Source organism: bacterium (assembly GCA_035691305.1).
In the GTDB taxonomy this organism is placed as follows: Bacteria; Sysuimicrobiota; Sysuimicrobiia; order Sysuimicrobiales; family Segetimicrobiaceae; genus DASSJF01.
This window is the reverse complement of sequence record DASSJF010000015.1, coordinates 41,961-60,325: the sequence shown is the minus strand read 5'-3', so window position 1 is coordinate 60,325 and position 18,365 is coordinate 41,961. Positions and strand designations below refer to the sequence as shown.

The window sequence follows — 18,365 nt, the reverse complement described above, 5'->3', positions numbered from 1 at the left end:
TGGTATGTGGAGTGGGTGCGCCGGGGCCGCCCCGAGGACTTCTTGGTGTTCGTCCGAGACCGCTACGCGCCATTGCTGGCGGAGAACGACCCGGCGCATTTGAATCAAGCGTGGTTGCCCAACGTAACGCGATACCTGCGCGCTCGCTACCAGTACCTGCCGCCCATCTCCTCGCAGGATACCCGGTCACAGGCGGCGGCGACGGCTGGCAGCACGTCTTCGACGGATGGACGGCCGTGATCGCTGGGGCTACGTCCGGTGGTCCCGCCACCCAATTTGCGGCGGCCCGCTGGGCCATCCGCCGCGTGATCTGTTTATCCGCGACCCGATCGATCGGCGCCTAGGGCGAGGCAGTATCGGGGCCGGCGCTGGCTGCGCACGTTCGGCAGCCGCGCCGGCTTAGTTTTCCACCGGCATACTTATCGTGCAGCCAAGCGCACCCGAGGAACGGAGGGTGTAATGGGTCGACGCCGAACGCTCATTTCGGCTCGACGGTGGCACAGTCACGCAAAGGAGCTGCGCACATGGCGAAAGAGGCACCGACACGCCGCACCCGGCAACTCGACTCCCACCCTGAGACGAACGGATCTTTGGATCCAGGCAAGATCGCGCTGCGGCGGGCGGCCTTTTCGCCGGTCGTCCGGGGGATTGTGGAACAACTCGAGCCTTCGGCCGGATCTATCGCCGAGGCGGTCACGCTCCCTCCTCAGTGCTATACCGATCACGACTTCTACGAATTCGAGAAGGAAGTGCTCTTCTCGCACGAATGGCTCTGCCTCGGCCGCGTCGAACAGGTGCCCACCGTCGGCGACTACTATTCGATCACGATCGTGGATGAGCCGCTGATCGTCGTGCGCAGCGCGAGTGATGAGATCCGGGTCATGTCCGGCGTGTGCCGGCACCGGTGCATGGTGGTCACCGCGCCCGGCGAGGCGCCGCCGTCCGAATGGGGCAAGCAGCCGCCGGAAACGAGCGGCAACCTCAAGTTCTTCCAGTGCCCGTACCACTTCTGGACCTACGACCTCACGGGCCGGCTCACCGCGGCCCCCGAGATGTCGCGCACGCCCGGGTTCGAGAAGGACGCGATCCGGCTGCCCGGCCTCAAGGTGGAGATCTGGAACGGGTTCATCTTCGCCAACTTCGACCCGGACGCCGCGCCTCTCGCCCCGCGGCTCCGGCGGTTCAGCGACTGGATCGCGAACTGGCATCTCGAGAACATGGAGCCCGGGGAGATCAAGAGCCAGAACGGGCTCAACTGGAACTGGAAAGTTATGCACGAGAACAGCATCGAGTGTTACCACTGCGACCGCCTCCACCGCGGACTGCACGAGGTCGTTCCGGGCGGCGCGCTCATCCACACCGACCACCACGACGAAGAGGCCGTCGTCGTCTCGCGGGCCAAGGCGACGCACAAGGACTACGCGCTGAATCCCACGTACAAGGCGCTGCTCCCGGTGATCGACACGCTGACCGACTTCGAGCGGAACAACAGCATCTTCGGTCTCATCCCGCCCACGCTGCTGCTCGGGATGAACACCGACTCCGCGCTCTTCCGTATCGTGCTGCCGACGGGGCCCGGTACCTTCGACGTGCGCTTCGGTAACCTGTTTCCGAGTGGCAAGTACATCGGCCGCCGGTTCGACGAGATCAAGAAGATGGCCACGGGCGGCCTGCTAGTGATGACGAGCCAGGACTTCCCGGCGGACGCCGCGGTGCAGAAGGGACTCCGGTCCCGCTACGCGGCCCGCGGCCGCTACTCCTGGCAAGAAGAACCGCTCGCGAGCTTCAACCGCTGGCTCGTGAGACGTTACCGCGAGGGGTTTGAGCGCGCCAAGCAGGCCGCCGCCGTCTGAACACCGTTCCGTCCGGAAGGGAGCCGACCGTGGAAACCGGAGCACGCACCGACCCCGCCGCGCTGGTCGACGAGGGGCAGCTGGTCGAACTCACCAAAGGTATCCTGCGCATCCCGAGCCCGCTCGGCGAGGAGCGCCCGCTCGGCGAATTCGTCGCGGCGGAGCTGGAGCGGTTCGGGTTCGCGGTGGAGCTTCAGGAAGTCACGAACGGCCGTGCGAATGTGATCGGCATTGCCCGCGGGGACCCGGCCTACAAGAGCATCATGCTCAACGGGCACCTCGACATGAACCGTCCCTTCGGCAAGTGGCGGCGCAGCCCGTACGACCCGTGGGTCGAGGGCGGCCGGCTGTACGGCGGCATGGTCACCGACATGAAGGGCGGCCTCGGGTCGATGATCGCCGCCGCCGCGGCGGTCCTGCAGGCGGCCGCGCGGCCGCGCGGCGACCTGATCGTCACCGCGGTGATGCACCACGACACCACCGGCGTCGGCACGAAGTACTTTCTCGAATCGTGTCCGTGGCGCATCGACGCCGCCATCGTCGCGGAGCCGACCGATCTGAACCTGCAGACTTACCACTGCGGCGCGTGGGGGTTTCTGATCACGACCAGGGGGATCCAGAAGCACCTGACGCGGCTCGAGGAGGGCTACGTCAACGCGATCGACGGGATGATGCGCATCGTCCAGCGGCTCGGGCCGCAGATCCTGACCTACGAGCGGGACCCGGAGCACCCGTTCCTGCCGCGCATGGTGTGGGGATACATCAACGGGGGCGCGCCGGAACGCCACAAGCTCACCGCGGAGACGTGCACGCTGCAGGGCGACGTCCGGTTTCTGCCGTCGATGTCGTTCGACGGCATCAGGCGCGACTTCGAGCGGCTTCTGGCCGAGGTGTGCGCGGAGATGCCGGGGCTCAGCGCCAAGGTGCAGGCGGCGACGCAGCAGTGGCCGTACCGCATCGGCCACGACGCGGAGATCGTGCGGACGATCACGGACGTCCAGACGCGGCTGCTCGGCCGCGCGCCGCGGCTGCTCGAGGGCATGCCGCTGGCGGCGGGCGTGACCGACGCCGCGGACATCATGCGCCACGGCATCCCCGCCGCGATCTACGGGCCGGGCGAATTTCTGCAGGTGGCGGACGAGTCGGTCGCGGTGGCCGACCTCGTGGCGGGCGCGCGGGTCATGGCCGCGGTGTGCGCGGACATCACCGGCCGGCGGCGATAGTTTCGCCGCGCCGCCCGACATCCGATGACTGACCGTCCGGCGGGGCCGTTCTCGCCCGCGTCCCTACGCACGTTCTTCGCGTCCGCGCTCGACGCCGCCGGCCTCGTGCCCGAGGAGGCGGCGATCGTGGCCGACGTGCTGATCGAGGCCGAAGAGCGCGGGTACGACTCACAGGGCGTGATGCGGCTGCCGAGCTACCTCGACTTGGCCCGCGGCGGCGGTCTCCGGTCGCCCGCGCGGCTCGACGTCCGGCGCGAGGCGCCCGCGGCGTTCAGCGTCGACGCCCACGACGGCTGGGGGCCCGTCGTGGGGCTGCGCGTGATGCAGATGTGCGTCGAGCGCGCCCGGCAGACCGGTGTGTGCGTGGCCTCGATCGTCCACCTCGGCCACGTGGGCCGGCTCGGCCATTACGTGGAAGCGGCGGCGCGCGAGAATCTGATCGGCATCTTCGCCTTATGCGGCAATCCGGGCAGCGCGACGATGGCGCCGTGGGGAGGGCGGGAGCCACGGCTGTCGACAAATCCGCTGGCCTTGGGGTTCCCGCGTCCCGGAGGTGATCCCATCGTGGTGGACATCTCATCGACGCAGGCGGCACGCGGCAAGATCCTGCTCGCCGCGGCGAGGGGCGAGCCGATCCCCGACTCGTGGGCTTTTGACGGCGACGGCTACCCCACCACCGACCCGAAGCGAGGTCTCCCGCCGGCCGGGTCGCTGGCCCCCTTGGGCGGCCACAAGGGCTACGCGATCGCGGTGGCAGTCGAGCTGTTGTGCGGCGGCCTCGCCGGCGAGTATCCGCCGAAGAGCGCCGGCGTGTTCGTGGCCGCGATCAACGTCGCCGCCGTGACCAACCCGGACGACTATGCCTACGCCGCCGGCGAAGTCGACCGGCGCATGCAATCCAGCCCGCTCCGGCCGGGGTTCGACGAGATCTTGCTGCCCGGAGCCGGAAGCGCCCGGCGCAAGCGCGCGGCCGAGCGCGACGGCATTCGCGTTCCCGCGGTTGTCTGGCGGGCGGTGGTGGAGGCTGCGGGTCGGGTCGGCGTGGTGGCCCCGGATGCCTGACGGGCTGCTCGTCTGCGACGCGGTCGTAGTCAACGCGGACGGCCGCCCGCCGGGGTTGGTCGACATCGAGGTCGACGGCGGGGCGATCGGCCGGATCGGCCCGAGCCTCCCTCGGGCGGGAAAGACGGTCGTCGACGCCAAGGGCGCGTATGTCCTGCCGGGCCTGGTCGACCCGCACGTTCACGTCTCGGGACGGTTTGGGACCGCCGCCGGCTTTCGCATGATGGTCCGGGCGGGCGTGACGACCTGCCTGGACATGGCCGGCGAGCCGGCGTCGCTCCTCAGCTCGCTCCGTACCGACGGGTGCGGCATGACCGTGGGGGTGCTCTACCCGCTCGTCCCCGGCGACACGGTGGCCGGCCGGGATCCATCGCGAAGCGAGATCCACGAGCAGCTGGAGCGGCAGGCGGCGGCCGGCGCGTTCGGGCTCAAGGTCCTCGGCGGGCATTATCCGCTCACGCCGGAGGCCACCGCGCGGACGATCGAAGTCTGCGCCGAGTTCGGGGTGCACTGCGGCATCCATGCCGGGACGACGGCCACCGGCAGCAACATCGAGGGCCTGGAAGAACTGGTGGGCCTCTCCGCCGGGCGGCGGTTCCAGGCGGCGCACATTAACGCGTACTGCCGCGGGCAGGTGACGGACCCGGTCGAGGAAGCCGGCCGAGCGATCGCCGCGTTGCGAAAGATACCCGCCTCGCCGTCCGAGTCGTACCTCGCGATCATCAACGGTGCCGAGGCCGCCTGCGTCGACGGCGTTCCCCTGAGCAACGTCGTCAAGACGTGCCTTCGCAAGGGCGGCTATCCGGTCACCGAACAAGGCATGATCGACGCGATCACCGCGGGGTGGGCCCGCATCCAGGCGGAGAAGGACGGAATGGTGGTCCTGGTCGGGCCGTCCGAGGGCCTCGAACTCTTCCGCTCGCGAGAGACCAAGGTGGGCGTGAGCTTTCCCGTGAACCAACCGGCCGCGGCGCTCGCGCTCGCGCTGGCCAGGGGCGGCGACGGCCGGCGATTTGCGGTCGATGCGTTCTCGACCGACGGCGGGTCGATCCCGCGCAACACCACGCTGCGGCAGGCGATGGGGCTGGTCGCGGCCGGACTTCTGACGCTCGAAGACCTGGTTCTCAAAGGATCGCTGGCGGGCGCCCGCATGCTGGGCCTCGCGGCGAAGGGCCGGATTCACGCCGGCGCCGACGCGGACATGACCGTCGTGGGCGGGGACGGGGACGCGGCCGTCACCATCGCCGGGGGCCGGGTTGTGTACGACCACGGGCGCTTCCCCGCGCGCGACGGCGGGCGCGTGTTCTGCCGGCCGGAGGGCGCGGCCGCGGTCAAGGCCGCGGGAGTCGGATACGTACGCACGGAGACGATCGCGACGCGGGCCTGATCCGATGCACGGCCTGCTGATCCAGACGCTCAACGGCGTCACGTTCGCCGGGTTGCTCTTCCTGCTGGCCAGCGGCTTTACGCTCGTCTTCGGCCTGATGCGCATCGTCAACATGGCGCACGGCAGTACGTACCTGGCCGGCGGCTACGTCGGGTACTCCGTGCTCGCGGTCACCCACAGCTTCGTCGCGGCGCTCGTCGTCGGAAGCCTGGCCATGGCCATGTTCGGGGTCGTCCTCGAGCGCGGCCTGTTGATCCGCATCCGCGGTCTGGTGATGTCCGAGCTGCTCCTGACGATGGGCGTGGCGTTCATCGTCGGGGACCTGTCGCTTGCCGTCTGGGGAGGGAACCCGCTGGTGATTCATCTGCCGGCGGCGTTCCGAAACCCGGTGCACGTGGCGACTCTGACGTACCCGGCGAACCGGCTGCTCCTCCTCGGCGTCGCGATCGTCGTCGCCGCGCTGCTCTACTATCTGCTGAACCGGACGCGGGTCGGCGCTATGATTCGCGCCGGCGTCGACAACCGTGAGATGACCGCGGCGCTGGGGATCAACATCAACGCCGTCTTCACGCTGGTGTTCACGCTGGGCGCGCTGCTCGCGGGTCTGGCGGGCGTCTTGGGCGGGAACCTGCTCACGCTGTATCCCGGCGGCGACTCCGACATTTTGACACTTGCCGTCGTGGTCATCATCGTCGGCGGCATCGGCACGTTTTGGGGGGCCGCGGCCGGCAGTCTCATCGTGGGGCTGCTGACGACCTACGGCAACGCCTATTTCCCCGAGATGGCGTACTTCTCGTTGTTCCTCCCCATGATCGTCGTCCTCTTGTGGCGGCCGCAGGGCCTGTTCGGGTTGGCGATGGCCGGCGGCGGCACCGCGCGCGCCGGCGCCGGCGGTGACGGCGTCGCGCGGAAGCGCGCCGCCCACGCGGTTCCCCGGCGGCGGCGCGCTCCCCGCCGGATCCCGCCGCCCGGGCCGGTCTGGCAGATCGCACTCGCCGGGGCGTGCGTCGGCGCCGCGCTGCTCATCCCTCACGCCGGTTCGACCTTTTACATTTCGATCGTGCTGTCCATTCTGATCTTCGGCCTGCTCGCGATGAGCCTCGATCTCCTCGCGGGCTACACCGGCCTCGTCTCCCTCGGCCACGCCTCGTTCCTCGGCATCGCCGCCTATTCGATCGCCTACGGCACCGGGCACGGGATGGCGGCGGCGCCGGCGATTCCGTTTGCGCTGGGGATCACGTTGGCGGTCGCGGCCGTGTTCGGCTTTCTCGTGGTACGGGTGCGGCAGCTCACGTTTGTCATGCTCACGCTGGCGCTCGGACAGGTCGTGTGGGGGCTGGCGTACCGGTGGACCTCGGTGTTGGGAGGAGACAACGGGCTCCCCGTCGCGGGCCGTCCGGCCATCGGGCCGCTCAACCTGACCGACGCCGGCTCGTACTACTATTTCGCCGTGGCCGCGTTCATCGTCTGCGCAGTCCTGCTCTGGCTGATCGTCAACTCGCCGTTCGGTCTGGTCTTGAAGGGGATCCGCGAGAACGAGGAGCGGATGAGCGCGCTCGGCTTCGCCGTCGGCCTTCACAAGTACCTCGCGTTTCTCATCGCGTCGCTGTTTGCCGGGGTCGCGGGCGTCCTCTTCGCGTTCTTCAATCTCTACGTCAGCCCGACCACGATCGACTTCCAGCACAACGGCATCGCCGTGTTGATGTCCGTGGTCGGAGGTCTGGGGACTTTATGGGGGCCGCTGATCGGGGCTGTGATCGTCGTATTGACCCAGCAGTACGTGAGCATCTTCATCACCCGCTGGGTGACCCTGCTGGGGATCATCTTCGTGCTGACGGTACTTTTCGCGCGCCGCGGCGTCTACGACGCGGTTCGCCTCCTGCTGTCGCGATTCGTCGGCGCCCCCCCGCAGCCCGCGGAACCGGGCGGGTTGGTCGCATCGCCGGCCGGCCGGCCCTGGACGGGGAACGGATGAACGGGGCGCATCGCGGAGAGCCCGTGGCTCTTTGGTTATCGGGGCTCTCGTATTATTTCGGCGCCGTGGGGGCGGTGCGCGACGTCGACCTCAGCGTCGCCGAAGGGGCGCGCCACGGAATCATCGGCCCCAACGGGGCCGGCAAGACGACGCTGTTCAATCTCCTGACGGGCGAGCTGCGCCCGACATCGGGGAGCATCACGCTGTTTGGGACGGACGTCACGCACACCCCGCAGCCGCGTCGGGTGGCCCTGGGGCTGGGCCGGACCTACCAGATCACGCGCACCTTCGGGGCGCTGACGGTGCTGGAAAATCTGACGCTGGCCACGCTCGGATTGAGTCCGCACAAGTTTGCCCTGTTTCGCCGGTGGACCGGCTACCGGGGGAACCGCGAGATGCTGGAACAGGTGGCGGAGCGGTTCCAGCTGTCGCACCGCCTGCAGCGGCGTGCGGCGGACCTCTCCCACGGGGAGCAGCGCCAGCTCGATGTGGCCCTCGCCGTCACGCTGAGGCCGCGGGTGCTGCTCCTCGACGAGCCGGGCGCGGGCCTATCGCCCGGGGAGCGGCTCACGATGACGCGCCTGATTCAAGAGCTGCCCGCGGACCTCACCGTGGTGATGATCGAACACGATATGGACATGGTCCGGGACGTCGTCTCGCGCGTCACGGTCCTGCACCTGGGCAGGGTCGTGGCGGACGGGCCGACGAGTCGGATCCGCCAGGACGAGCGCGTGCGCGCGCTGTACCTCGGCAGGCGGGTCACCGATGCTTGAGGTCGACGACATTCACACGTACCGCGGCGACAGCCACGTGCTGCAGGGCGTCAGCCTGCGCGTTCCCGCCGCGGCGTGCGTGACGCTGCTGGGCCGCAACGGGATGGGGAAAACCACGCTCATCCGGAGCATCATGGGCCTCACGCCGCCGCGCTCCGGCCGCATCGCCTGGGACGTCGGGAACCTGACCGGACTGCCTCCCTATGCCATCGCCCGGCGCGGCCTCGCGCTCGTGCCGCAGGGCCGCTGGATCTTCCCGTCGCTGACCGTCGAGGAGAACCTGTCGTTGGGCACCCAGCCGGCGCGGAGGGGCGGCCGCGGCTGGACGATCGACGAGCTGTATGAGATCTTTCCCCACCTGAAAGAGCGCCGGCACAACCGGGGCGGCCACCTATCGGGAGGGGAGCAGCAGATGCTGGCAATCGGACGGGCGCTGATGACCAATCCCCGCCTGCTGCTGATGGACGAGCCCAGCGAAGGCCTGGCGCCGGTCATCGTGGACCGGATGGAAGAATTGATCCGGGATCTCCGGGACCGCGGCCTCTCGATCCTGCTCGTCGAGCAGAACTACGGGCTCGGCGTCAGCCTCGCCGACCACGTGTATGTGCTCGCGAACGGACTGATCGTTTGGAACGGGACGGCCGGCGCGCTCGAAGCCGCCCCGCAGGTGCGCCAGCAGTTTCTCGGAGTTTAGCCCCCGCCTACGGGCTCTGCCTCGTGTAGCAGCAGGCGATCTTCTCCCAGACGTCCTTGGACAAAATCCCCCACGGCATCACGTTCCGGTACGTCACGGTCGGCACCTGGCGCAGCTCGCCGTTTACGGTTTGGAGCTTGCCGACGTAGAAATTCTCGATCGGCGCGTTCGTGCCGGGGTCCCACCTCACCGGCCCGCGCGGCGCCTGGAACTGCGCGCCGACGACGGCGTCGAGCCACGCCCGGCGGTCCGTCGTGTCACCGTCGATTTTGCGGAGCGCAAGGATATAGCTCTTCGCAGCCGTGTACCCGATCTCGGCGTACGCCCCCGGGTATTTGCCTGTGGCCGCCTTGTACGCCGCGGCCATGCGGCGGTTCTCGGGATTGTCGAGTCCATCCATGTACGCGCCTGCGACCATCGCGGCCTTGGCGACGTCTTGGTCTTCCTGCTGCAGCACGGTGTAGTCGTTGAACGTCGAAGTGCTCAACAGGGCGATCTTGCCGAGGAGGCCGAATTGGCGAAACGCCGCGGCGACCTTCACCGACGCCGCGCCGGCGGTGAGGACGAAGAGGCCGTCGCTGTCCGACGGAATCTGCGTGATGTAGGGGCTCCAGTCCGCGGTCGTTATCGGCGCCCAGATCTGCTTTTCGATCCCGCCGCCGCCCTTCTTCAAGGCCACCACAAATCCGCCCACGGTGTCCCAGCCGTACGAGAAGTCCAGCGCGAGCGTGGTCACCCGCTTGAGGTGGAGGTGGTCGGCGGCCCACTTGCCGAGCATCATCGCCGGCGTGTCGGAGGCGTAGGACCCGAGCAGGATGTTCTTCGCGCGTGCGGACGTCGCCAACGTGTCGGCGGAGGCGACCATGATCATCGGGATGCCGGAGGCCGCGACGTACCCGCGGATGGCCAGCGCTTCGTTGGACGTCGTCGGGCCGAACAGCCCGACCACCCGGTCGTTCTCGACCAGCTGCCGTACCGCGTTCAACCCTTGGGTCGGATCGCCGGCGTCGTCGATGGCGATGGTCTGAATCTTCCGGCCGTGGACGGTGTCGCCCAGGTCTTTGAGCGCGAAATTCCACCCGAGCAGTTCATCATTGCCGTTCGGCGCGAAGTTGCCGGTCTTCGGCACCAGGAGCCCCAACTTGATCGGACCGGTGTCCGCGGATCTGGCGACACCACCGAGCGCGAGCGGGAGCGTCATGACCGCGGCAAGGAACAGCGAGGCCCTCAGGCGACGTCCGACTGGCACCAACGTGAGCACCTCCACAGGGAAGGTCCGATGATCAACGGCCGTCTAGACGCTGCGGTATGGGGCTAGAATTACTCAACAAGGGAAGCGACACCTGCGCCGTTCCTCTCTCTGCGTTGTCGCCGTCAATCATACGGATGGGAAACGTGTAACGTGTCGTTCCTCCCACCTCCGTCCGACTCGGGCGGTGAACGGTACTTGAAAGAAAGGTTTGCGCTGTTCGTGTCAAACCATGTAACCCACGGGGGATCGGGAGCGTGGGAGACATGGGCCCACTGTGGGTTGAGGTGCGTCGCCGGACCCTGAACAGTCGCGAACGCGGGTCATCGTAGCTTCGGGTCGCGTTCGGGTTGCTGAGTTCCGTTCGTTCGCAGTCGCCAAGCACCGCGTTGCGAGATTCTCGGATGCGCGCGGTGACCGTCCGCCGGCACGGCGGTGTCGACGTCTTGCGTCTCGAAGAAGTACCCACGCCGGTCCCCGGCCCCGATGAGATACTGGTAAAGGTGCTCGCGTGTTCCGTGAACCGGGTGCCCGATCTCCTGGTGCGCGCGAGCCGCCGGGCGATGGGCACGCCGACCTTTCCCCACGTCCTGGGCGCCGATCCGGCCGGCGAGGTCGTCGCCGTCGGGCCGGGCGTCATCGGTATCCCGTTGGGGCAGCGGGTCGTCACGTATCCGCTGCTGCGGTGCGGGGAATGCGACTTCTGCCGTCGCGGGAGCGGGGAAAACTACTGCCGCCGGTACCGCGTCGTCGGGGTCCACCTGTGGGGCGGCTACGCCGAATACGTCAAGGTCCCCGCACAGAATGTCATCCCGATCCCCATGTCCGTTTCCGCGGAGACCGCCGCGGCGCTGTCACTGTCGTACACTACGGCGTGGCACGGGCTCGTCACCAAGGCGCCCGTCGCCGCCACAGACTCGATCCTGGTGATGGCGGCCGGCGGCGGCGTCGGGGCGGCGGCGTGCCAGATTGCTCGGCTTCAGGGCGCGCGCGTGATCGCGGCCGCGGGCAGCGACTGGAAGCTCGAACGCGCCCGCGCGCTTGGGGCGGAGGCCGGCGTCAATTACTCCCAGGACGGCTGGGCGAACCAGGTCCTGTCGCTGACCGAGGGGAAGGGCGTCGACGTTGTGTTTGACACGACGGGAAAGTTCGCGGGACCGGAGAGCCTGGGCGTCCTGAACCGCGGCGGCCGTCTCGTGAGCTGCGGGGCGTTCGGCGGGCAGTCGGTTCGGGTGCCCCTCGGGAACCTGCACCGGAACCGCAATACGCTGTCGTTCTACGAGGGCGGAGCGTCGCACGATCTGCGCCATCTGATCCGGCTCGCGGCCAGCGGGCGGCTGCAGCCGGTCATCGACAGCCGCTTCCCGATGACGGAGGTCAAGGGCGCCCACCAGCGGCTCGCCGATCGGGCCAATTTTGGCAAGGTTGTTCTCGTTCCGCAGGACCACCGGTGACGCCGCGGGTGCGCCCTTGCTCGGCGCCATAAAGGGGAGACGGCCGGGATGTCATTGACGGGATTGTTGGGCCGCTTCACGCGGGACGTGGGAGTCGATCTCGGGACCGCAAACACCCTTGTCTACGTCGAGGGTGACGGCATCGTGGTGCGCGAACCGTCCGTGATCGCCCGCCGGGCGGGCCACAAGGAAATCCTCGCCGTGGGCAATGCGGCGAAGAAGATGATCGGCCGGACGCCCGCCGAGATCATCGCCACGCGGCCGCTGCGGAACGGCGTGATCGCGGATTTCGATATCACCGCCACGATGCTGTCGTACTTCATCCGCCAGGGGATCCAGACGAGGAGAATCGCGCGCCCGCAGGTGATGGTAGGCATTCCGAGCGGCGCGACCACGGTGGAGAAGCGCGCCGTGATCGGCGCCGGTCTTCAGGCGGGGGGACGGCGGACGTACCTGATCGAGCAGCCGCTGGCGGCCGCGGTTGGGGCCGGGCTCGAGATCTCGGAGCCGTTCGGGCGCATGATCGTGGACGTCGGCGGGGGCACGACCGAGGTGGCCGTCATCGCCCTCGGCAACATCGTGACCGTCCGCAGTCTCCGCGTCGCGGGCGATGAAATGGACGAAGACATCATGCAGTACATGCGCAAGGCGCACAATCTGCTCATCGGCGAGCGGATGGCGGAAGACGTCAAGATTCGCGTGGGATCCGCGTACCCGCAGAAGGAGGACGACTCGATCAACGTGCGCGGCCGCGATCTCGTGTCCGGCCTGCCGCGAACGCTGCGCGTGTCGGGCGCCGAGATTCGTGCCGCGATGGCGGAATCGGTCGCGGAAATCGTCAACACGGTGAAAATGACCCTCGAGGTCACGCCGCCGGAACTGGCGGCCGATATCATGCGGGAAGGCATCCATCTCACCGGGGGCGCGTCGCTGCTCCGCGGGTTCGACGTGCTGCTCAGGGAGGAGACCGGACTTCCCGTGACCTACGTGGCCGACCCGCTCAGCAGCGTGGCGCTGGGCACCGGGAAGATTCTCGGCGCGATGGGGACGCTGAAGCGGGTGGTGATCACGAGCGCACTCGTGTAGGGCGCGCCGCCGCGCCGTCCGGAGTCAGCCCGGGCACGGTCTCGTCGCGCCCCTGCGTCGAATGTCCTCGACACGGCGCGATGAGTTTGCCCGCCTCCGATCAGATCACGCCGCGTGCGTCGCGGCCTGCCGGTTGGCCCGCGGGTACTCGCGTACGTCCGCGCCGTCGTAGATCTGCCGCGGCCGCACGATCTTTTGGTCGGGATCCTTGAGCTGCTCCTCCCACTGCGCGAGCCAGCCCGACGTCCGCGGGATGGCGAACAACACCGGGAACATCTCCACCGGGAACCCCATCGCCTGGTAGATGATCCCCGAGTAAAAATCCACGTTGGGGTAGAGGTGGCGGCTCACAAAGTAGTCGTCCTGGAGCGCGATGCGCTCCAGCTCGAGGGCGATGTCGAGCAGCGGGTTGGTCCCGGTCACGGTGAACACCTCGGCGGCCACCTTCTTGATGAGCGTGGCCCGCGGATCGTAGTGCTTGTAGACGCGGTGGCCGAAGCCCATGAGCCGGATCTCGCCCGTCTTCGCCCGCCCGACGTACTCCGGCACCCGGTCTTTCGTCCCGATCTCGGCGAGCATTTTCAGCACCTGCTCGTTCGCCCCGCCGTGGAGCGGACCGTAGAGGGCGGCCGCCGCGCCGGCGAGCGCGGAATACGGATCGGGGTGCGAGCTGCCGATGCCGCGCATCGCGCTGCTGCTGCAGTTCTGCTCGTGGTCGGCGTGCAGGATGAACAGGGCGTCGAGCGCCCGCTCCAGGACGGGGTTCGGCGCGTACTTGAGCTCCGTCGTCTTGAAGAGCATGTTGAGGAAGTTGCCGGTGTACGAAAGGTCGTTGTCGGGATACACGTAGGGCAGGCCGCGGCTGTGCCGGTACGCGAAGGCGGCGAGCGTCGGCATCTTGGCTACGAGCCGGACGATCTGCTTGTGCCGCACCGCCGGATCCTGGATCCGGCCGGCCTCCGGATAGAAGGTGGACAGCGCTCCCACGGTGCCGATCAGCATCCCCATCGGGTGCGCGTCGTAGTTGAACCCGTCCAGGAACTTCTTGATCGACTCGTGGATCATCGTGTGCTGCGTGACTTCGCCCGTCCACGCGTCGAGCTGCGCGGCGGTCGGCAGGTCGCCGTTGAGCACGAGGTACGCCGTTTCCAGATAGGTCGATCGCTCGGCGAGTTGCTCGATCGGGTAGCCGCGGTAGCGGAGGATCCCGCGTTCGCCGTCGACGAAGGTGACGCTGCTCTTCGTGGTCGCCGTGTTCAGCAGTCCGGGGTCGTAGGTCATGAGGCCGAAGTCGTCGGCGGACGCCCGGATCTGCCGCAGGTCCGCGGCGCGGATCGCGGCGCCGTAGGTCGGGTAGGTTCCGTAGACGATCGGCACGCTGTAGGTTTTCCCGGTCCGGTTGTCGGTAATGGTCAGCGAGTCGTTCATCGACCTTCCTCCTCCGTCACACCGTCAACCGCGCGCCGGCGCTACGCCGGAACTTTGCGGGCGGCCGCCATCGCGCGCGTCAACTCGGAGAGCTGTGAGAGGTTCTGCGCATCGACCACCGCGACCGCCGCGATGTCGACGATGTCGGTCACTTCCGCCCCCCGGCTCAGCACGTGCACGGGCTTGGCCATGCCCATCAGGATCGGGCCGACCGCGGTCGCGCCGCCGAGGTGCTGCAGGAGCTTGTACGCGGTGTTGGCCGCTTCGAGGCTCGGGAAGATCAGCACGTTCGCCTCGCCGGCGAGGCTCGAGAACGGATAGTCCGCCTGCCGCAGGTCGGGCACGACGGCGACGTCCGCCATGATCTCCCCGTCGACCATGAGGTCGGGCCGCCGTGCCCTGACGAGCGCGGTGGCCTCGGCGACCTTGGCCGACCGCGGGTGGCGCGTCGAGCCGAAGTTCGAGAACGACAGCATCGCCACGCGCGGCGTGATGTTGAACTCGCCCGCCTTCTCCGCGGCCATGATCGCGATGGCGGCCAGGTCCTCCGCCGTCGGGTCGACGTTGACCGTGGGGTCTGCCAGGAGATACGGACGGCCGTTCAGCGCGAGCAGGTACAGACCGGCGACCCGCGAGGTCCCGCGCGCCGGGCCGATGACCTGCAGCGCGGGCCGGATTACGTCCGGATAGTGATAAGTGAGCCCGGCGACGAACGCGTCCGCGTCACCCGCCTGGACCATCATCGCGCCGAAGTAGTTGGGTTGCCCGGCGAGGGTCAGAGCCTCGCGCAGGGTGATCCCCTTGCGTCGCCGCGCCTCGTAGAAGGCGGCCGCATACGCCGCGCGCTTCGCGGAGGCCTGGGGCACGACGATCTCCAAGGAGGCGGCGACGCCGAGGTCCTTCATCCGGGCGCGGATCACGTCCTCGCGGCCGAGGAGAATCGGCTGCGCGATCCCGTCGCGGGCGATATTCGCGGCCGCGCGGATGACCTTCGCTTCCTCTCCCTCCGAAAACACGACGCGCCGGGGCGACGCCTGGGCCTTGTGCACGACGACGCCCATGACTTCCCAGCCCCGGGTGAGGCGCCGGCTCAGCTCGTCACGGTAGGCGGCGAGATCCACCGTTCGGCGCGCGACCCCGGACGTCATCGCGGCCTCCGCCACGGCGGGCGCCACCCAGAGGGGCACCCGCGGGTCGACCGGCTTGGGGAGGATGTAGTCCGGCCCGAAGCGCAGCTGCTCGAGCCCGTAGGCCCGCAGCACCACGTCGGGGACTTCTTCCTTGGCGAGCGCCGCCAGCGCCCGCGCCGCCGCGATCTTCATCTCGTCGTTGATCGCGCGCGCCCGCACGTCGAGAGCCCCGCGGAAAATGAACGGGAACCCCAGCACGTTGTTGACCTGGTTCGGGTCGTCGGAGCGGCCGCTCGCCACGATCGCGTCGGGCCGGGCCGCCCGCGCGTCGGCGACGGTGATTTCGGGGTCGGGGTTGGCGAGGGCGAAGATGATCGGCCGCTCCGCCATCGACCGGACCATGTCCTGGGAGACGATCCCGGCGACCGACAGCCCCATGAACACGTCCGCGCCTCTGAGCGCGTCGGCGAGCGTGCGCGCGGACGTCTCGGCCGCGAACCGCTGCTTGTAGGGGTTCATCCCCTCGGCGCGCCCGGCGTAGACGACGCCTTTGGTGTCGACCAGCCGGATGCGCTCGCGGCGCATTCCGAGCTTGACGAACAGTTCCGCCGACGCGATCGACGCCGCGCCCGCGCCGCTGATCACGGTGCGGACGTCTTCGATGCGCTTCCCCGTGAGTTCAAGCGCGTTGAGCAGGCCTGCCGCCGTGATGATGGCCGTGCCGTGCTGGTCGTCGTGAAACACGGGAATGTCGACGAGCGCCCTGAGCCGCTCCTCGACGGCGAAGCACTCCGGCGCCTTGATATCCTCGAGGTTGATGCCGCCGAACGTGGGCGCGACCGCCCGCGCGACGCGGACGATCTCGTCCGGATCGGTCGCGTCGACCTCGAGGTCGAAGGCGTCGACATCGGCGAATCGCTTGAACAAGAGCGCTTTGCCTTCCATCACCGGCTTCGCCCCGGCCGGCCCCATGTTGCCGAGCCCGAGCACCGCGGTGCCGTTGCTGATCACCGCGACCAGGTTGCCCTTGTTCGTATAGTCGTACGCGGCGGGCGGATCGGCGTGGATGTCGCGGACGGGTTCGGCGACCCCCGGCGTGTACGCAAGCGACAGATCGAGCTGCGTCGCGCAGGGCTTGGTGATCGCGATCGCGATTTTCCCGGCGCGGCCCTTGCGGTGATACTCGAGCGCGTCCTCACGCAAAACCGGCATGATCATCCCTCCGGGCCAGGCGCGATTCGCCGGACGGGCCGCGAAAATCAGAAAAGACCGCCCGCGTGGAAGGTACGGCGCCTCTGCCTCCGAGTATGCTGGGCGGGCTCCCCGCGACGCATCGGGCGGCCAGACGATTGTGCGGTGGGTTCGCCGCCCGATGCCCGCGGGGACGGGCGCGCCGGGGGCGCGGCGTCACGAACGCGGCCTGAACTTCCACCGCCCGCCACCTATAGGCGGCGGGCCGACCGGCCGGCGACCCGAACCCGGATCTCGTGGTAGCCTTCCGCGCCGTCCGGCGTCCTGCGCCGCCGGCCCGGCTGTATCGTTCCCGCGCCGTCGACGGCGCGGACCCACAGCGCGTAGTCGCCCGGCGCCGGAGGCTTCCACTCCGCCGACCAGAATTGCCAGCAGTTGTCGCCCAACGCTTCCTTGAGGGCGGCCGGGAACCACGTCGTCCCGCCGTCCGCGCTGATCTCCACGCGCGCAACGCCGCGGCTGCCGGCAAACGCCCAGCCTCCGAGTTCTACCGCGGCGCCGTCCCGCGCGTCCACGCGGAAGGCGCTGTGAATCTTGACGGTCGCCGGGTTGGCTAATCGCCGGCGCTCCCAACGGCCGGCGGCATTGGAGTCGGCCACGTGGATGCCGGTCAGCCACTTGGGCTGCTTCATGCCGTACCGGTTGGGGAGGAGGACCCGCACCGGCGCGCCGTGCGCCGCGGGGAGGGGCCGTCCGTTCATCTCGTATGCGAGCAGAGCCCTGGCGTCCATCGCCACGGCGAGCGGGACGGCCTCGACGTAGCCGTCCGCGCAGCGCCAGATCACCGCGGTCGCCGCCGGCCGCACCTCGGCAAGGCCGAGGATGTCTCGAACCCGCAATCCCTTCCAGTTGGCATTGCCGATCAGATCGCCTCCGGTTTCGTTGGTGATGCACTCCAGCGTGTGGCAGCGTTCGACGGAAGGCGCGGCTTTGACGAACTCGGCATAGGACATTTTGAGCGGCCTGGCGACCAGACCCGTGACCGCGAACGACCAATCGGCGATCCGGACGGCGGGATCGAACGGAAAATTCTTGGAGACGCGATAGAACTCGCGGTTCGCGGTGACCTCCGCCGGCATCCCCCTGATGAGGCGGAAAGCCTTCGGGCCCGCGCCGGCGGCTCCCGATGCCGTGGCGGTCGAGCGCGGGCCCGCATCCCCGTCCCAGATCCCGACGCGGGAGACGGCGCCCGCGACCAGCCCCATGAGCGCGGCCCGTCGCAACAGGGGCCGCCGGCCGACCGGCCGGATGCCTGCAGGCAAGTCCCGCCCTGCCGGCGCCGCGGCCGCGGCGCCGGCCCGATTCGCGGCTTCGTTGCGGCTGAAGAGACCGGGCAGCAGTGTTCCATAGACGAGGCTGCCGATCGCCACCGGGAGTATTGGGGCCGACACGGCGGTGGTCAGCGGCTCGCCCAGCACTTCCCCCTCGATGAAGGCCCACGCGACCGCGGCGACGACAAGCCCGAAGTGCATCCGGGATCGACGGCCCGCGGGCACGATGTGCGCGTACGCGGCGCCGCCGAGGCCATACCCGATCAGCATGGCGCAGGTCGCGGCCGCGAACGCCAGCGGTTTGGCCAGGTGCTGGAGTTCGGCGAGCAGGAAGGCAAACACCGGATTCGGCAGCAGCAGGGCGATCCGTTCGGTGAGGGCTTCCTGCGGCATCGGGACGCCGGTTGCGAGCCTGCAGACGAACAGGGCAAGCGTCGCGCCGGCTCCGGCCACGACGCCGGCTGGAAAGCCGCCCGGCCAACCCCTGCGCATCCGCTCCATAGTCAATCGTCAGAGTTCCCTACATCTT

General features: G+C 68.8%; 14 protein-coding genes. 10 read left to right on the top strand and 4 right to left on the bottom strand.

Annotation, left to right across the window (positions count from 1 at the left end; translation table 11 throughout):
* The 8 genes from VFL28_03165 to VFL28_03130 all read left to right on the top strand — a co-directional run.
* Positions 1-240, top strand: a 240-nt coding sequence (locus tag VFL28_03165; GenBank protein ID HET7263643.1) for a hypothetical protein, incomplete at its 5' end; no start/stop codon positions are given.
* Positions 241-524: 284 nt separating this feature from the next.
* A complete protein-coding gene (locus VFL28_03160; GenBank protein HET7263642.1) occupies positions 525-1,853 on the top strand; it encodes an aromatic ring-hydroxylating dioxygenase subunit alpha in 1,329 nt (442 codons plus the stop codon).
* Positions 1,854-1,882: 29 nt separating this feature from the next.
* Positions 1,883-3,076 (top strand): M20/M25/M40 family metallo-hydrolase, encoded by a 1,194-nt coding sequence (locus VFL28_03155; protein HET7263641.1) that lies wholly within the window; start codon positions 1,883-1,885, stop codon positions 3,074-3,076.
* Between the two features lie 24 nt (positions 3,077-3,100).
* On the top strand, positions 3,101-4,138 hold the full coding sequence (locus VFL28_03150; protein ID HET7263640.1) for an Ldh family oxidoreductase: 1,038 nt from the start codon (positions 3,101-3,103) through the stop codon (positions 4,136-4,138).
* On the top strand, positions 4,131-5,525 hold the full coding sequence (locus tag VFL28_03145; GenBank protein ID HET7263639.1) for an amidohydrolase family protein: 1,395 nt from the start codon (positions 4,131-4,133) through the stop codon (positions 5,523-5,525). The genes VFL28_03150 and VFL28_03145 overlap by 8 nt, the downstream gene beginning before the upstream one ends.
* Positions 5,526-5,529: 4 nt before the next feature.
* On the top strand, positions 5,530-7,500 hold the full coding sequence (locus VFL28_03140; protein HET7263638.1) for an ABC transporter permease: 1,971 nt from the start codon (positions 5,530-5,532) through the stop codon (positions 7,498-7,500).
* A gap of 23 nt (positions 7,501-7,523) precedes the next feature.
* A complete protein-coding gene (locus VFL28_03135) occupies positions 7,524-8,273 on the top strand; it encodes an ABC transporter ATP-binding protein (GenBank protein ID HET7263637.1) in 750 nt (249 codons plus the stop codon).
* A complete protein-coding gene (locus VFL28_03130) occupies positions 8,266-8,967 on the top strand; it encodes an ABC transporter ATP-binding protein (GenBank protein HET7263636.1) in 702 nt (233 codons plus the stop codon). Before VFL28_03135 ends, VFL28_03130 begins: the two co-directional genes overlap by 8 nt.
* Before the next feature lie 7 nt (positions 8,968-8,974).
* Here VFL28_03130 and VFL28_03125 read toward each other — a convergent pair whose 3' ends face one another.
* Positions 8,975-10,216: an ABC transporter substrate-binding protein gene (locus tag VFL28_03125; GenBank protein ID HET7263635.1), complete on the bottom strand. Its 1,242-nt coding sequence runs from the start codon at positions 10,214-10,216 to the stop codon at positions 8,975-8,977.
* A gap of 413 nt (positions 10,217-10,629) precedes the next feature.
* Between VFL28_03125 and VFL28_03120 the strand changes: the two genes are divergently transcribed.
* Positions 10,630-11,670, top strand: coding sequence for a zinc-binding dehydrogenase (locus VFL28_03120; GenBank protein ID HET7263634.1), 1,041 nt, complete (start codon positions 10,630-10,632; stop codon positions 11,668-11,670).
* A gap of 48 nt (positions 11,671-11,718) precedes the next feature.
* On the top strand, positions 11,719-12,756 hold the full coding sequence (locus VFL28_03115; protein ID HET7263633.1) for a rod shape-determining protein: 1,038 nt from the start codon (positions 11,719-11,721) through the stop codon (positions 12,754-12,756).
* A gap of 105 nt (positions 12,757-12,861) precedes the next feature.
* On the opposite strand, the gene VFL28_03110 is transcribed toward VFL28_03115, so the two are convergent.
* The 3 genes from VFL28_03110 to VFL28_03100 all read right to left on the bottom strand — a co-directional run bounded on the left by VFL28_03110 (position 12,862) and on the right by VFL28_03100 (position 18,328).
* Positions 12,862-14,184, bottom strand: coding sequence for a citrate synthase (locus VFL28_03110; GenBank protein ID HET7263632.1), 1,323 nt, complete (start codon positions 14,182-14,184; stop codon positions 12,862-12,864).
* A gap of 41 nt (positions 14,185-14,225) precedes the next feature.
* Positions 14,226-16,526 (bottom strand): NADP-dependent malic enzyme, encoded by a 2,301-nt coding sequence (locus VFL28_03105; protein ID HET7263631.1) that lies wholly within the window; start codon positions 16,524-16,526, stop codon positions 14,226-14,228.
* A 230-nt stretch (positions 16,527-16,756) separates the two neighbouring features.
* Positions 16,757-18,328, bottom strand: coding sequence for a molybdopterin-dependent oxidoreductase (locus VFL28_03100; GenBank protein HET7263630.1), 1,572 nt, complete (start codon positions 18,326-18,328; stop codon positions 16,757-16,759).
* Positions 18,329-18,365 lie beyond the last annotated feature (37 nt).

Excerpts from the sequence above, each read along its gene's own strand:
- VFL28_03130 (HET7263636.1), top strand. The coding sequence starts at position 8,266 with ATGCTTGAGGTCGACGACATTCACACGTACCGCGGCGACAGCCACGTG.
- VFL28_03150 (HET7263640.1), top strand. The coding sequence starts at position 3,101 with ATGACTGACCGTCCGGCGGGGCCGTTCTCGCCCGCGTCCCTACGCACG.
- VFL28_03140 (HET7263638.1), top strand. The coding sequence starts at position 5,530 with ATGCACGGCCTGCTGATCCAGACGCTCAACGGCGTCACGTTCGCCGGG.
- VFL28_03100 (HET7263630.1), bottom strand. The coding sequence starts at position 18,328 with ATGCGCAGGGGTTGGCCGGGCGGCTTTCCAGCCGGCGTCGTGGCCGGA.
- VFL28_03145 (HET7263639.1), top strand. The coding sequence starts at position 4,131 with ATGCCTGACGGGCTGCTCGTCTGCGACGCGGTCGTAGTCAACGCGGAC.
- VFL28_03160 (HET7263642.1), top strand. The coding sequence starts at position 525 with ATGGCGAAAGAGGCACCGACACGCCGCACCCGGCAACTCGACTCCCAC.
- VFL28_03110 (HET7263632.1), bottom strand. The coding sequence starts at position 14,184 with ATGAACGACTCGCTGACCATTACCGACAACCGGACCGGGAAAACCTAC.
- VFL28_03105 (HET7263631.1), bottom strand. The coding sequence starts at position 16,526 with ATGCCGGTTTTGCGTGAGGACGCGCTCGAGTATCACCGCAAGGGCCGC.
- VFL28_03115 (HET7263633.1), top strand. The coding sequence starts at position 11,719 with ATGTCATTGACGGGATTGTTGGGCCGCTTCACGCGGGACGTGGGAGTC.